The organism is Synechococcus sp. MIT S9504 (genome assembly GCF_047497135.1).
Classification (GTDB): Bacteria; Cyanobacteriota; Cyanobacteriia; order PCC-6307; family Cyanobiaceae; genus Synechococcus_C.
Map to the genome: position 1 here is coordinate 913,023 of NZ_CP138942.1, position 14,694 is coordinate 927,716.

The window sequence follows — 14,694 nt, forward strand, 5'->3', positions numbered from 1 at the left end:
CTCATGCTCACCGCCGCGGTTCTTGCAGGGTCAATTGCCTTTTCACCCCTTCAAGCGCAGGAGAGTCCAACCTATAAGGCGAAGGTTACCGAGAAATTGCTAACTCCCGACAAGATGGAGAGCAGTTACCTCGGCGACCTGACATTTCAAGACGGATTTCCAACGAAGGAAACTGTCTCCAAAGTGAGCAACTTCGTAGACATTTCCCGTGCGGTTGAACTGTTTATCAATGGAACGCCAGCCGCTTCGATGTATGGAATGCTTAACGGGCACGTCGAGATCGGTCTCGAACCCAACCGCTCGGTGGGGATCACTGAGGAGTTGATGAATGCCCGTTCCCTGTGGCTGACGCCACAGACGACCACGCCTTACGTGCATGCGGAAATCGATGTGAAAGACGGACCCGTCGTGCTCGACATCGGCACACCGGTGCTCGGCTTTGTGAATGATGCCTTCTTCCGTTATGTCACAGACCTTGGATTGGTCGGTGCCGACAAGGGCCAAGGAGGCAAATACCTCTTGGTAGGCCCTGACTATGAAGGGGAGATCCCCGAAGGATATTTCGTCTCAAAGACAAAGACTTACCGCCATTGGGCCTTGATGCGTATCGCCGCCAAGCCGGGTGAAACCAAGGAAGCTATTGAAGCCTTCAAGAAGACCTTCAAGATTTACCCGCTTGCAGACGCCAACAATCCGAAGACGACCGAATTTATCAATCTGTCGAATAAGCAATACAACACCATTCACGCCAATGATTCGAGCTTCTATGACGAGATCAATGAAGTGATTCAGTATGAGCCCGCGACCGCCTGGGATCCTGAGCTTGTAGGGCTAGCTGGGGCGATTGGCATCAAAAAAGGACAGCAGTTCAACCCGGACGATCGGATGAATAAGATTCTCACCGAAGCTTCCACCATCGCTAATGCCTATGCCCGGGTTGCCGTCTTCAGACCTCGTGACGAAGAGGTTTACTTCTACCCCGGGAAGCGCCAGTGGTATTCACCCCTTGCTGGAGGGAGCCATGAGTTTCTCAATAATGGCGAGCGAGTGTTAGATGATCGCCTGATCTTTTACTACTACGCCACGGGCAGCACCCCAATGATGGTCAAGCCGATGGTTGGCAAGGGGTCGGTCTATGCGATGGCAACCACTGATATCAATGGCGTGCCTCTGAATGGAGCGATGACCTACAAGGTGACTTTGCCTGCGCCGATCCCGGCCAAGGACTTCTGGTCGTTCATGGTCTACGACAATCAGACTCGTTCGATCCTCGAGACCGACCAGGTCACCGGTGGTTTGGATAGCAACTCAAAAGGCGTGAAACTCAATGATGATGGGTCTGCGACCGTTTACTTCGGTCCCAGTGCACCTGAAGGACAAGAAGGGAATTGGGTGCAGACCATGCCCGGCAAGGGATACAACGCGATCCTTCGTCTCTACGGTCCGCTTGAACCTTGGTTCGAAAAAAGCTGGATGCCAGGCGACTTCGAGATAGTTAATTAGCTTGACAAATTTCATGCCGTAAATGCAAACAGACACACGCACCATTTGCGTAGAGAGTGGTGCTGTTCTGTGCCGCGGTTGGTGCTTTCCCCTGGCCTGATCCATTCCTCTGCAGAATTACTGCATTGATTGGGGGGCGTGGTGGCTAAAGCTGTTGAGAATCCTGCTGATCAGCGCTGGCCCTGGTGGCCGCTGCTGCCAATCTGGAGCCCCTAATTGCGAAGGCTCTAGGGGGTTGATCCCTAAGTTGTCCCTTGATTTTTATGCAACTGGGCGTGATTGTGGGCAAGTGCTAATTCATAGCCTGTATTGCTATCAGTATTGTCCTCGTCATTACTTTTTAAGGTCGGGGGAGATGTCATCGACCCGGCAATCTAAATGGCCGTTGTTTGTTGGCAACAGTAATGGCTCAGCTGTTGTGATTACTCTGACCCTGATGTGGGTGGTGTGTTCCACAACGCCTATGGCCATGGCTACGTTTGGCGTTTGTCATGACAGCGCCATGAATACAAGGCCAAACAAAGTACCTTTTCACAGAATGAGGACTTGTTAGCGCTCTTAAGTCTTGCCCGGATTTGGATTATTCATTGATCAATCAAGACAATTGGTTGCTTTTGATTGTGATCAGCCAATGGGTGGAGTGATCCAATCCAGAGTTTAAGTTCACTCTTCGCCTTCAAGTGTGACAACCACCTTTCCGATCTTGCCGGTGAAGCGGAAGGGGACGTCGTAATCCTTTGTGAGGGGCAATCCGGCATCCCTGCCAACATCCAGACCTTCGGTCATGGAGAAACGGGTCGGTACCGTTGCCGGAATATTTCCTTTTGCCACTTCCTCGCCGTTGAGGAGAAGGGTGACTGTTGCTCCTTTTCCAACTCCTCCTCCCTCGTAGTCGAAATCGGCCACGAGCGTGTGGTCACCTGCGGGGAGCACATTTTTGCCCTTGATCGTGTGCTTGTGCTCCGGGTAGTGAGAAAGCGAGTACTTGAAGGTTGGCTTGCCTTCGAGCAGCATTAATCCCCAACCGGCAAACCAACCGCCCTGGGTGATGATCATTCCTTCGGCACCACCTTCCGGGATGAAGAGTTTGGCAGTGATCTTGAATGAGGTGTTTTTCACGCTCACTGCTGCTCCTTCAGGGATGCGGAAGGTGCCGTCGTAGTATACGAACTCCTTCCGGCCACGGTTTGGTTCCGGACGGTTGGCAGGGTCGGCCCGCTCGATGTAGCGGTCGTCGAGTGGAAAGACTTGGTTCTTCTTGGCTTCCGATATAAAAATGGCACGAAGTTCCTCAAGCTTTTCGGGGTTCTCCTTGGCCAGATTCTTAGACTGACTGAAATCCTCTCTGAGGTTGTAGAGCTCCCACTCGTAGTCGTTGAACGGATCAGGATTGCTGGGGCCCCTGCCCTCCCAGGGCAGTCGCTTCGGAGTGCTGTTGGCTATCCATCCATCATGGTATACGCCCTGGTTTGCAATGACCTCAAAATATTGGGTCTTATGTTGCTCTGGTGCATCAGGATTATTGAGTGTATAGAGCAGGCTCTTGCCGTTCATTGGCACCTGCTTGAAGCCATTGATTGTTTCTGGCTCGGGAAGGCTCGCAGCCTCAAGGATTGTGGGTACGATGTCATTAACATGACTGAATTGGCTGCGGACAGCACCAGGATCCTTAATTCGGTCGCCCCACATCAAGGCCATTCCAGTGCGAGATCCTCCCAGGTGGGAGGCAATTTTTTTGTCCCATTGGAAAGGCGTGTTCATCGCGTGCGCCCAGCTGTGGGAGTAGTGATTTTCGAACCACATGCCTCCGAATTCATCCAGATTTTCAAGCATGTACTCGGGCCGATCGGCCACCTTGTTGCCCATGGTGGCAATCTCACTCGTCATTCCGATGCCTGTGGGATCCTCCGCGCTTGAACCATTGTCTCCCATGATGTAGATGACAAGGGTGTTCTCCAACTCGCCCATCTCTTCGATGGCATTAATTACACGACCCACCTGATAATCGGCATGCGCGAGCGCAGCCGCATAGGCCTCCATACCTCTCGCAGCAATCCGTTTCTCATCAGTATTGAGTTCGTCCCATTTCTGATAATCATTCGTGAAGGGATTGAGTACGGCATCGGCAGGAATGATTCCCATCTCCTTTTGCTTGGCGAACGTCATTTCTCGCTGACGATGCCAACCGTGGTCAAACTTCCCCTTGAACTTGTTTAACCATTCTTTCGGAGCGTGATGGGGGGCATGCGCAGTACCCGGTGTGTAATAAGCGAAGAAAGGCTTATTAGGCCAGACGGATTTCTGTGTCCTCATCCAGGCGATTGCACGGTCCGCCATCGCCTCATCAAGGTGGAAATCCTTCTTCCCTAGATAAGGCTCGATGGGCACCGTGTTCTCATAAATCGGCGAGCGGAACTGGTGGGCATCGGCTCCAAGAAAACCGTAGAAATATTCGAAGCCCAAGCCTGTTGGCCAGAGGTGGAAGGGGCCTGCGGGCGAAGTCTGCCAATCCGGAACATTATGGTTCTTGCCAAACCAGGAAGTGCCGTAGCCGTTGGCGGTGAGAATCTCACCGATGGTGCCGACACTGCGGGAAACTAAACTGTGATATCCCGGATAGGGCGTCGAAAACTCCATGATGATGCCGGTAGAAGCGACATGGTGGTTGCGTCCCGTGATTAGTGCTGCCCGCGTGGGGGAGCACACCGCCGTGGTATGGAATGCGTTGTAACGCAATCCTTTTTTCGTAACCCTGTCGAGGGTGGGAGTTGGAATCGGGCCGCCAAAGCTTGAACTTGCACCGAATCCCACGTCATCCATCATCACCAGCAGCACGTTCGGAGCACCCTTTGGTGCTTCGATCTCCTTGGGCCAATCAATAGGATCGCTTCCACCCACAGACGGAGCAATCTTTCCGAGTTCTTGGTACGGCTCGATCGGCAAGTGGCGTCGGTCAGGCCATTCGGTAGACAGAGCTGGGGCACATGTTGCACACCCCGCGATGGAAAAGAAGGCAGCAAGGGCGTACAGCAGCCTCAACCGTTCAGATATGGCTCGATCTCTCATTTTGTTGTGTCCCTATCGCGACTGAATTGATTTGTTATAGATGTGGCGAATAATGTTTATGCGGTTTATTTCAACACTTTCATATCACCGAAAATTACATCCGAAACCGAAGATTTCCTTATGGCAGGACTTCCTAAGAGCGTTTTGCCATAGCGGCATTCTCCAGATATCTGAGTGCTTCTGAGGGCATATCGGCTCAGGATCAAAGCTGGCCTTGGTGGCTAATGGTGCCACTCAAAATTGGCTGATTACAGTGGTTTTTGTGTAGTGGTCCCTGAGTTGTCTCTGATTTATCGTGCAACTGGGCAGGACTATGGGCATTGACTTACTGGATATCAGCTCAGCGCAATTCCGAGGTTTATTTGAACCCTGGCCCTGGTTGGTTCGGATCACTTGATAGAGGTTTGTCTTACCTGAGCGGCAATAGCTGCATTCACCACACTCCGGGGTGTAAAGGGTAATTACATGATCTCTGCATTTCACCGAGGTAATGCCTTCTCCCACCTCAACCACCACGGCACCACCTTCATGTCCGAGGACGGCAGGAAACAGCCCTTCGGGATCTGAACCAGACAGGGTGTATGCGTCTGTATGACAGACCCCCGTTGCCACAATTTTCAGCAGAACTTTCCCGTGCTGAGGTGAGGTCACATCAATCTCAGTGATATCGAGAGGTTGGCCCGCAACCCATGCCACAGCTGCTCGGGAGCGAATCATGGATTTCAGTTCAACACTTCATTCATCACGTGCTCGAAAGTTCCCCGCGCATCCTTGAGATCGGGTCCTTGAATAACTTGATGGCCTGAAGGGAGGCGAGTGCAAACCCCCGCACATAAATGCAGAGCTTCAGTAAGCCAATGACGGTTCTGACTTTTCCTACCATTGAAGGGCCTTCCAGCATCTGTTCAAAGGTTCAGAGTCTTAAAAGGAGGCTCGTCTGGGTTGATCTATGGCTTTATCCGGAAGGTCAGCACAAATTTTCAACATGATCAGATCGCGCCGGACAGCACAGGTTGTTCTGGCTGAGCGTCAGTCGCGTTACGGGATGAAATCGGATCGAGGCTGATCAGCAGTTTTGTTGCTGACCCGGTGGGTTGTGGAGGGATGGTCATGGTCACATTTCCCCCTTGATCCGGAAGGAAGTGAACACAGCCTTTAACTCCTTCAGGTGTTATAGCCCAGAGTCTGTAAAGCCTTCCTTCAGGTGCCTGCGGTAATCGATTCAATGTGAGGATATTGCTTGCTTGTCCAGGACGAATGAGAATCTCACCATGAACGCCTTGCATGTTTCCTGCTGCCGTGGCATGAAGCTCAACTGCGCGATCACCAGGATGTCGAGCGATTGGGGCAATTGCGCCTCTCTGGTTTGCGATCTGAAGCTTGGATCGATAAAGCTCTCCACCTGTGAAAGCAAGACTTAAAAGTAAGACTCCGATGAACCAGCTCTGGGGATTGAAAGTCCTTTTTTGACGTGAGGAATCCAGTAATCTTTCTCTGACTGCAGCCGAAGGTGGCGGTGCAGAATGTGACTCCATTCGGCTGTGAGCAGCTTTCAATTCTATTATCAGGTTTTCTTCTTCTGCTGAAATTGATTCATGCGCCAACAATTCTGTTTCCTCAGAACTGAGGTTTCCCAGAACTCTGCCAGCCAAGAGTTCATCTCGCTTAGTGAAGTCATCGTTGGGTTGAGATGGTGAAGACATTGTTCAGCAATCCTCCTGTGAAGAAAGTGCGCTACGGAGTTTGAGTAATGCCCGACGACTGATCGTTTTGACAGTGCCCAGTGGTAGTTGAAGTGAGGCTGCTATGTTGCTTTGACTGATGTCTTGGCGATAATTCATGGTGAGAATCTGCTGTTCACGTGGTGAGAGTTCGGCCAGAGCCTTTTCAAGCCGGAATCTGGCATCAATAGCTTGAAGATCAACAGGATCCTGTTGACCATGACCTGGCCTGAATCTTTCAAGGATTTGGCGACGATTGCGCCTCTTGTTAATCCTGTTGATACCCATCGATCGTGTCAGCAGCAAAAGGTATTGACGAATTTCTCCGCGATTCGAATCGAAGCCACCACGCTGCAGCCTTAAGAACACATCATGAGTGAGATCTTCAGCCTCCTGTTTCTGGGAAAGGAGACTGAAGGCGAGTCGGTACACCGATGGTGCATGTTCGTCGTAGAGGAGGGCCAGCTGATCTGGGCTGACAACAACTGTTGAGCTCACATCTGACCCTGTAGCTGCAGATCCTGAATCCCCGTCAACAGATAGAACGCACCAAAAGCTAGAAGAACCATGGCACTGATCCCCGTGATCTGATCACCTCTTTCGAGGAGGTGGCGGCGGATACCACCGAGTTCAACACCTAAGCCTGCCAAAAGGATCACCATGCTGTATCCAATGGCGTACATGATCATTGCTATGACCGCTAAGGGGGGTGAGCCAGCAGCCGCTGCGCTGCTGAGTACAGCGGCAAGCACAGGACTTGCACAGGGGGATGTGACCAGTGCGAAGGTGAATCCAATCAACCAAGGTCCTTTCGGTAATTTGTTGACCCATCCTGGTGCTTTGATAACTCCCATATTGAGGCGATGCCAGGGAACGCGTGGTCCCCAACCTTTCAATTGCAGTGCCATGGCAATCACAATCACGCCAGCAGTGATGAACAATCCACCGCGATGATCAATGATCAATGTTCCTGCCAGAGATGTGAACAACCCAAGAATGCTGTAGGCCGTAATCACTCCAAGGCTGAACTCAATGACCTTGCCAGTGTTCGGACGTTGTTGATTCTGAGCCCCGAGATAAGAGAGCTGCACTGGAAGTAGGGCGAGGACGCACGGTGACACACTGGCTATCAATCCGCCTCCTAAAGCCAGTACTGGCAACCCTAAAACAGACCAGCCATGATTTCCTGTCAATTGCGTAAGCCAGTTGGCATAGTTCTGACTGATTGATAGAACAGCTGATTCAATTGCTCCTGCTGACGCGGCGATGACGGCTGCGGTCAAGGCGAGGAGTAACAATTGAGTGCGTCGAGAGCGCCAGAGGTTTTTCGTAGAAGATAACATTTTCTCTCAGCGATTAAGCATTGCACGTGTTGTTTTGATGGCCCTGAGGTAAGGATCGATTTTGGTCTGTGCACGAAACGTGTTGACTGCAGCACCGGTTTCTGGATTGAAGATGCTCACCAGACTGGTTTGACTCCGGTTGCTTTTGAAGAATTGGGATAAGCCGAGTTTCTCCGCCCGTGTTGCAGATTGCTTGGCGGCGGTTGGGTTTGAGACATCAAAACGAACCCAGTGCACTGAGTTACCTTCCTTCTGGCGAAGAGAGTTCATCACTGGTTTGATGTTCTGGCAAGCGCTACACCAGGTCGCATAAACCTCAACCAGCACTGGTTTTCCTTGGAGAGATTTAGAGAGAGGGCTTGCTGCAATGGCTGGTTTTGTGAGAGAAAACGACAGTGGCGTCTCTAGTAGTGGTGCCAAAGACGCGACTACGGGTATCAAAGCAGCTCCAAGCAGATAGGAGGGCAGTGCAAGCTGTTTCAAAGCGAGTTTTGAATCACTGAAGCTCCATACCGGCCAAGTCCTCAATCGGATTCAAAACCGGATCGATGTCATGCTGACGACAGCTCTACGAGCCCTATCGAGCCCAAGAACTTCTAGGTGCCGGCCTTGGATCAGTCTTTTGCAATGCAGGCTGATTCGGCCTGTATTGGATCGCTGATAGAAATGACCACAGCCGATCTGAATGGACCTGAATTGACTCAGCAGTTCAATTGGAAACCATCATCGAGCTCTGAGTTGATCGTGAACACTTCGAAACTGAATGTGATCACTGGCAGGGTCGAACAGGGTGTAATCAGCCCCAGATCCAACACCTATCACGCTGCGTCTTGGCACCGGCTGTTCGTGCAACTGTTCACGAGTGTGATCTTTCACTCTTGATCGAATCTGCCCTCCGGTGAGCTGCAGTCGGAATTGACGTCCACTGCGCGCAGTGAACAGTCGATTGACATCCAGGCGAGTGAGTCTGTCGAGAAGGATCAATGGTGAGGTCGTTTCATCGAGTTCATCGCCCACATCCGCTGAACTGCCGTGGATCAGCCCGCAGTCCAGTTCAATCAAGCCGAATTGCAGCGAAGCCAGCCAGTTGAGGTGGTATGTATTCACTGTGCCCACATCCGCTGAACTGCCGTGGATCAGCCCGCAGTCCAGTTCAATCAAGCCGAATTGCAGCGAAGCCAGCCAGTTGAGGTGGTCTGTATTCACTGTTTGCAGCAACCGCTGAACCTCAGAGTCATCTGACTGTCGATGTAATTCTTCGGCTTTGGCTTCTCCGCGGTAGCCATGCAGCGATAACAGTTGCTCTTCCTGCCAGCTGTATGGGTTCCTTTCTTCCCCGATAGGGTCATCTAGGGCGGGTCTCGCCAGGAGCACTAGTCCTGAACTCCAAAGGAACAGCTGATTTGAGTGATGCCAGGCCATCTGAGTGCAACTGAAGGCATCTCGTCGGAGGACCAAAGCTGGCCCTGGTGGCCGCTGCTGCCGTTGTATCCGTATGGCCGCCGTGCCACTCACTTTGAAGAGCTGATTCCAGGACAGGTCTGGAGCCTTGAGCAGCTTCAGGGCGTGTATTACGTGGCGGTGCCGATCCGGCTCACGGTGGTGAAGGTTCCCGGCGGTTTGATGCTGGTGAATCCGCTGCCTCCCACCGGCGAGCTCCGCGCTTTGATTCGCACCCTTGAATCTGAGCACGGTCCGGTGTGCAGCATCGTGTTGCCCACAGCCTCGGGCCTGGAGCACAAATTGCCGATGGGTCCTCTGGCCCGGGCCTTTCCGGATGCTGACCTCTGGGTCTGCCCCAACCAGTGGAGCTTTCCGCTTCAGCTCCCACTCTCCTGGCTTGGGATCCCCGCAGCCAGAACACGGGTGCTGCTCGATGATGGTGTTCCCCATCCCGAGGTGTGCGAGTGGATTTCACTTGGCCCCCTTGACCTGGGTGTCGGCTGCTTTCAGGAGGTGAGCTGTCTGCATCGCCCATCCGGTGCCTTACTGGTGACAGACGCTCTGCTGGGAATTTCCTCGCAACCACCGGAGGTCTTTGAGTGCGATCCAACTCCATTGCTGTTTCATGCCCGTGATCGCGGTGATCAACCCTTTGAGGACACTCCTGACAACCGCCGCCGCGGCTGGTCGCGGCTTGTGCTGTTTGCCTCCTACCTGCGCCCCGAACCCCTCGATGTGCCCGGCCTTTTGCAGGTGATCCGGCATGCTTTCCGCCCCGGGCTGCGCAGTGCACGGGCCCATTTCGGGGTCTATCCCTTTGCCTGGCAACCAGGATGGCTTGACTCGGCTAACGCCCTGATGGGAGACGACCAACCGAGATTGCAGGTGGCCCCGGTGCTGGAGCGATTGGTGCTCCCGCGGGAACGACAGGCGTTGATCAGTTGGCTCGCGTGTGTGGAGCAGCTGAAGGACGTGCGCTGGCTGGTGCCGGCCCACTATTCAGCTCCCCTCGCGTTTTCAACCCTGCAGATTGTGCAGCTGCGCGAACAACTGATGATGAGGCCGTGGGCTCCCAGTGAAGGCAACTGGGAATTCCTAGGAAGCATTGATCAAACGCTGCTCGATCTCGGCGTTGTTCCCAACGCTTCTCAGTCGTGAAAGCGTATGAACGACTGAAGCGTTGATCCAAGTCAGCAACTCGTCGGATTCAGATATCTGAATCAGAGTCAATCGCCATCTCATCGTCGCCGAAAAGAGTCTCTTCCAGCTCCTTGCGTTGCTCCATCTGGCGCAGGAAGTAACCCGTCATCATCGCCGAAGCGAGCATGTTGGCCAGATTGTCGCGATTGGAGGTCACCTTCACTTCGAACTGTTCACCGGGAAGCATTCCGAGCAGACCTTGAACGTTGTGGCGAATGATGTCCTGAATGTCCGGACTGGCCGATTTGGCCACGCGTTGAAGCACGTCAGGTGATTGATCCTGCAGGTACTGAATCAAGCCATTGACGGGCTGACCCTCCTGGCTGTCAGTGGTCAGAAACTCAGGGTTGAACATCCCATCGCTCTCCGTCATGCACTAGACCCTATCGCAGCTGTGCTCTCCGTCACTAAGGCGTCCGGTCGGGAGAACCGAATCGGACCGAACCTGCTGAGCGGCCAATAGCGCAGGATTGCCGTTCCGATCACATCCGCCTGCGGCAAGGGCCCCCAGAGGTGAGAATCAAGGCTGGCATTGCGGTTGTCACCCATGACCCAGAGCTCATCTTCTGGCACGGTGACCGGGGCCATCTCGTAGTTGATGGCTTCGTTCAGCCAGGGCTCATTCACGGCTTCTCCATTGCGCCTGAGCTGGCCATCACGCACCTCCAGCAGGTCACCGGGCCTGCCCACCACCCGCTTGATCAAGGCCGAATCCGGGTCATAGCCGGCCTGCACCAGCGGCTCAGGAACCCTGAACACCACGATGCTGTTCAGGGGCAATGGTTGATGGCGCGCCCGGTCAAAGCGTGGACGCAGTTTCTCCACCAGAATCCTGTCCTGCAGTTGCAGGGTGGGCAGCATCGATCCAGATGGAATCCAGCGCGGCTCCACCACGATCCAGCGCAGCAGCAGTGCCAGCAGCACCCAGATCAGCAAGGAGCGCCAGCTCCCCTGACGCTTGTTGGAGTCGGCGGACGGTTCGCTCATCAGCAGCGTCAGCAATGAGGGTTGGCGTTGACCGAGGATCGCATCAGCCTCGGCATCAGGTCTGAGTCACGCCGCCGACAATCTTGCTGCAGCGATCGGTCTGTTGCTGTGCCTGCAGCGGCAAGGGCTGGAAAGGGTGGTGCTCTGCCCTGGCAGTCGTTCCGCACCACTGGCGCTGGCGGCGGGTGGCCTGGCTGATCAGGGAGTCCTGTGGCTGACCACGGCCATTGATGAGCGCTCTGCCGCCTTCTACGCCCTCGGTATGGCAGCTGCATCCGGACATGCTGCGGCTGTGATCACCACGTCAGGCACTGCTGTGGCCAATCTGTTGCCCGCTGCGGTGGAGGCCGATCGCTCAGGTCTGCCGCTGCTGTTGCTCACCGCCGATCGTCCGCAGCGCCTCAAGAACTGCGGTGCCAACCAGACGGTGAATCAGGAGGACTTTCTGGCACCCGTTTGTCGGTTGTTCTCGACTGGCCCCCTGGAGGGTCTGCACCGGCTCTCGCCAACCCAGCTGGACTCGCTGGCGAGCGAGGCCTGGCTGCAGACGCTCGTCCAACCCGGACCGGTGCACCTCAATCTCCCCTTCGAGGAGCCCCTGCATCCCAGCCGCGAAGACCAGCAACGGGCCTGGTCAGGCTGGGATTGCGTTGTGCCTCAGCAGCGGCAGCTTCGCCGGCCATCGGCCTCGGCTGCCGACCCACCAACCGATCGCCTCGAATGGTCCCGTCCCGGCGTGGTGGTGGCCGGACCCTGGCGAGGCCTTGAAGCAGACAGGCCCGCTTATCAGCAGGCACTCAGGGCTGTCGCCGAATCCACCGGCTGGCCTGTGCTGGCCGACCAGCTGGCCGCGATTCCCGCAGACCTGCCCAATCTGATTCGCCACTGGGAGCTGCTGTTGCCGCAGTTTCTGCCGGCTGCTGAGGCAGGCCTTCAGGTTCTGCGCTTGGGTCCACTTCCTGCAAGCCGGCGTCTGGAGAGCTGGTTACGCAGTTTTGGTTCGGGCCAGCTTCTGATCACTGAAGGCGACCCCCGCTGCCTTGATCCACTGGGGTTGTCGCGGCAATGCAGCAGTGGCCTGGCGGCCTGGTGGAACGCCGTCAGCGCTGATGCCCGCTTCGCTCCTTTCAACTGCAGGGAGCTGCTCACGGCCTGGAGTGAGGCCGATGCAAAGGTGCAAGGCGTTCTGGATCAGCACCTGCCGGCTGCAGGCGGTGTCACTGAGCCCGCACTGATGAAGGCCCTGCCTGAACTGTTGCCGCAGGGGCTGCCGCTGATGCTCGCCGCCAGCAGTCCTGTGCGCGACTGGCAGACCTTCGCTGCGGCCGATCTCGGGTCACGTCGCTGTTTCAGCTTCCGCGGGGCTTCCGGCATCGACGGCACCCTGTCGCTGGCAATCGGCCTGGCCCGTGTTCAGGGCCCCACTGTGCTGATCTGCGGTGATCTTGCGCTGCAGCACGACAGCAACGGCTGGCTGCTGGCCAGCGAATCCTCCCCCCCTCTGCTGGTGCTGCTGATCGACAACGCCGGTGGCGGGATTTTTGCCCAGCTACCGATTGCCTCGATTGCATCCAGCTCGTTTGATCAGCTGTTCGCCATGCCCCAGCGCCTGGACCCCCTTGCTCTGGCAGCGGCCCATGCGGTGCCCGCTCGTCAGCTGAGCCGGCTTGAGGATCTGCCGTCAGCTCTGGAGTGGGGACTGGCGCAGCAGCGCACGGCATTGCTGCGCATGTGCACTGATCGAACCGCCGATGCTGGATTGCGCCGGCAGCTGCGTGAGCTCGCGGTCGCTGCACTGCAGCAGTCCCGGGGCGGTACAACGGAAGCCTGATCGTCGTCGCTGCCATGGCTGACTCGTTGTCCCGCACGGTCTTGCCCGGTGATCCGGGGGTGATCTGGCATCCCTGGGGACACTACGAGGATGTGTTGCTTGATCGCAACGACTCAGGCATCGCAAGGGTTGCCATCAATCGACCTCGCAAGCGCAATGCCTTCCGTCCTCGCACCGTGGCGGAGCTCTGTGATGCGTTCGCCCGCATCCGTGACGACAGCAGCATCGGCGTGGTGTTGTTCACCGGGGTCGGACCTGCAGAAGACGGTGGCTATGCCTTCTGCGCCGGCGGTGATCAGAGCGTCCGCGGTGATGGCGGTTATCTCGATGAACAGGGTCTTGCGCGCCTCAATGTTCTCGATCTGCAGCGGATGATCCGCAGCCTGCCCAAGGTGGTGATCGCCCTTGTGGCGGGCTATGCGATCGGCGGCGGCCAGGTGCTGCACCTGCTCTGCGACCTCAGCCTGGCGGCCGATAACGCCGTGTTCGGCCAGACCGGACCGAGGGTCGGCAGCTTCGATGGGGGATTCGGTGCCGGCTACCTGGCCCGGGTGGTGGGCCAGCGCAAGGCGCGGGAGATCTGGTTTCTCTGTCGTCGTTATGGCGCTGAGCAGGCACTCGCCATGGGGCTGGTCAATGCTGTGGTTCCCCTGCAGGAGCTGGAGGCCGAGGGTGTTCGCTGGGCCCAGGAGGTGTTGCAGCACAGCCCCACGGCGATCCGCTGCCTCAAGGCTGCCTTCAATGCCGAGACCGACGGTCTTGCCGGGCTTCAGGAGCTGGCGGGTCAGGCCACCCATCTCTTCTACCGAACGGAGGAGGGTCAGGAGGGTCGTAACGCTTTTCTGCAGAAGCGTGATCCCGATTTCTCTTCTTCTCCCTGGTTGCCCTAGCTAAACAGGGACAAATCTCCTGCTTGTCGCAGCGATGCCGGTTCGCATCTCCTTGGTTTCAGGCCTGCCGGCTCTTGCGGCATTGCTGTTGTGGCTGCCTGGGGCGGCGCTGTCCGTTGAAAGTGAGTCTCTCAGCGTTGACTCTGCCGAGCAGACAACTCAGCCCTCCTCCAAGCGCGAACCCGACCCGATCCCCCCTCTGGCTGCGCCGGTCTCGGATGCTGAATCCATGCAACGGGTTCCCGATGATCTGCTGCAGCGGCTGGGTTTGCAGCTGGTTCTTGATCGTCAACATCGTCAGCTGCTTGTGCTGCACGACGGTGTGCTCACCCGACGCTTTCCAGCCGCAGTCGGCACTGTGGGCTGGGAAACCCCTGCAGGCCGTTTTCGCGTGATGCAGAAGGTGAAGAAACCGGTGTGGACCCACCCGGTGAATGGCAAGAAGCTAGGCCCGGAGGATGAGACCAATCCTCTGGGCAGCCGCTGGATTGGCTTCTACCGCGACTGCAAAGGCCGCGAAGGCTGGGATGGAGAGCAGTACCTCGATATCGATGGCTGCACGGTGGCCGGCTTCCACGGCACCCCCTATCGCTGGACGGTGGGTCGCGCTGTCTCCCACGGGTGTGTGCGTCTTTACGAGGAGAACGTGCAGGAGGTCTTCGAGCTGGTGCGTGTCGGCACTCCGGTCACCGTGCTGCCCTGATCGAACT

13 protein-coding genes and 1 pseudogene are annotated in these 14,694 nt (G+C 56.0%); 5 read left to right on the forward strand and 9 right to left on the reverse strand.

Features of this window, described 5'->3' with window-relative positions; genetic code table 11:
• The first annotated feature begins 3 nt into the window (after positions 1 to 3).
• On the forward strand, positions 4 to 1,503 hold the full coding sequence (locus SIB58_RS05260; protein WP_414494712.1) for a DUF1254 domain-containing protein: 1,500 nt from the start codon (positions 4 to 6) through the stop codon (positions 1,501 to 1,503).
• A gap of 663 nt (positions 1,504 to 2,166) precedes the next feature.
• Here SIB58_RS05260 and SIB58_RS05265 read toward each other — a convergent pair.
• The 7 genes and pseudogenes from SIB58_RS05265 to SIB58_RS05295 all read right to left on the reverse strand — a co-directional run bounded on the left by SIB58_RS05265 (position 2,167) and on the right by SIB58_RS05295 (position 9,055).
• Positions 2,167 to 4,446 carry an arylsulfatase gene (locus SIB58_RS05265; protein ID WP_197461100.1) on the reverse strand — a complete coding sequence of 760 codons (2,280 nt, stop codon included), beginning with the start codon at positions 4,444 to 4,446 and terminating at the stop codon, positions 2,167 to 2,169.
• 489 nt (positions 4,447 to 4,935) lie between these two features.
• Positions 4,936 to 5,286 (reverse strand): annotated as a pseudogene (locus tag SIB58_RS05270) (alcohol dehydrogenase catalytic domain-containing protein); the annotation flags it as partial.
• A gap of 272 nt (positions 5,287 to 5,558) precedes the next feature.
• Positions 5,559 to 6,272: an anti-sigma factor gene (locus SIB58_RS05275; protein WP_067325748.1), complete on the reverse strand. Its 714-nt coding sequence runs from the start codon at positions 6,270 to 6,272 to the stop codon at positions 5,559 to 5,561.
• A gap of 3 nt (positions 6,273 to 6,275) precedes the next feature.
• Positions 6,276 to 6,788, reverse strand: a complete 513-nt coding sequence (locus tag SIB58_RS05280) for a sigma-70 family RNA polymerase sigma factor (RefSeq protein ID WP_067325745.1) — start codon at positions 6,786 to 6,788, stop codon at positions 6,276 to 6,278.
• Positions 6,785 to 7,633, reverse strand: coding sequence for a cytochrome c biogenesis CcdA family protein (locus SIB58_RS05285; RefSeq protein WP_066906579.1), 849 nt, complete (start codon positions 7,631 to 7,633; stop codon positions 6,785 to 6,787). The genes SIB58_RS05280 and SIB58_RS05285 overlap by 4 nt, the downstream gene beginning before the upstream one ends.
• A 6-nt stretch (positions 7,634 to 7,639) precedes the next feature.
• Positions 7,640 to 8,116, reverse strand: a complete 477-nt coding sequence (locus tag SIB58_RS05290) for a thioredoxin domain-containing protein (RefSeq protein ID WP_197461098.1) — start codon at positions 8,114 to 8,116, stop codon at positions 7,640 to 7,642.
• Between the two features lie 240 nt (positions 8,117 to 8,356).
• Positions 8,357 to 9,055: a phosphoesterase gene (locus tag SIB58_RS05295; RefSeq protein WP_231884128.1), complete on the reverse strand. Its 699-nt coding sequence runs from the start codon at positions 9,053 to 9,055 to the stop codon at positions 8,357 to 8,359.
• Between SIB58_RS05295 and SIB58_RS05300 the strand changes: the two genes are divergently transcribed.
• The gene (locus SIB58_RS05300; protein ID WP_066906573.1) at positions 9,044 to 10,234 is read left to right on the forward strand and encodes a DUF4336 domain-containing protein; all 1,191 of its coding nucleotides are present in this window, start codon (positions 9,044 to 9,046) and stop codon (positions 10,232 to 10,234) included. The genes SIB58_RS05295 and SIB58_RS05300 overlap by 12 nt on opposite strands.
• Positions 10,235 to 10,283: 49 nt before the next feature.
• Here the strand turns inward: SIB58_RS05300 and SIB58_RS05305 are convergent, their stop codons facing one another.
• Both SIB58_RS05305 and lepB read right to left on the reverse strand, forming a co-directional pair.
• Positions 10,284 to 10,631, reverse strand: a complete 348-nt coding sequence (locus SIB58_RS05305) for a DUF760 domain-containing protein (RefSeq protein WP_066906666.1) — start codon at positions 10,629 to 10,631, stop codon at positions 10,284 to 10,286.
• Between the two features lie 14 nt (positions 10,632 to 10,645).
• Positions 10,646 to 11,263 carry a signal peptidase I gene (lepB, locus tag SIB58_RS05310; RefSeq protein ID WP_066906664.1) on the reverse strand — a complete coding sequence of 206 codons (618 nt, stop codon included), beginning with the start codon at positions 11,261 to 11,263 and terminating at the stop codon, positions 10,646 to 10,648.
• Positions 11,264 to 11,363: 100 nt separating this feature from the next.
• Between lepB and menD the strand changes: the two genes are divergently transcribed.
• From menD to SIB58_RS05325, 3 genes are read left to right on the forward strand one after another with little or no spacing between them, the layout of a single operon-like run.
• Positions 11,364 to 13,094: a 2-succinyl-5-enolpyruvyl-6-hydroxy-3-cyclohexene-1-carboxylic-acid synthase gene (gene menD / locus SIB58_RS05315; RefSeq protein ID WP_067325740.1), complete on the forward strand. Its 1,731-nt coding sequence runs from the start codon at positions 11,364 to 11,366 to the stop codon at positions 13,092 to 13,094.
• Between the two features lie 14 nt (positions 13,095 to 13,108).
• The gene (menB, locus tag SIB58_RS05320) at positions 13,109 to 13,984 is read left to right on the forward strand and encodes a 1,4-dihydroxy-2-naphthoyl-CoA synthase (RefSeq protein WP_066906569.1); all 876 of its coding nucleotides are present in this window, start codon (positions 13,109 to 13,111) and stop codon (positions 13,982 to 13,984) included.
• A 34-nt stretch (positions 13,985 to 14,018) separates the two neighbouring features.
• Complete coding sequence (locus tag SIB58_RS05325) at positions 14,019 to 14,687, forward strand: L,D-transpeptidase (protein WP_082823306.1); 669 nt, start codon at positions 14,019 to 14,021, stop codon at positions 14,685 to 14,687.
• The last annotated feature ends 7 nt before the right edge of the window (positions 14,688 to 14,694 follow it).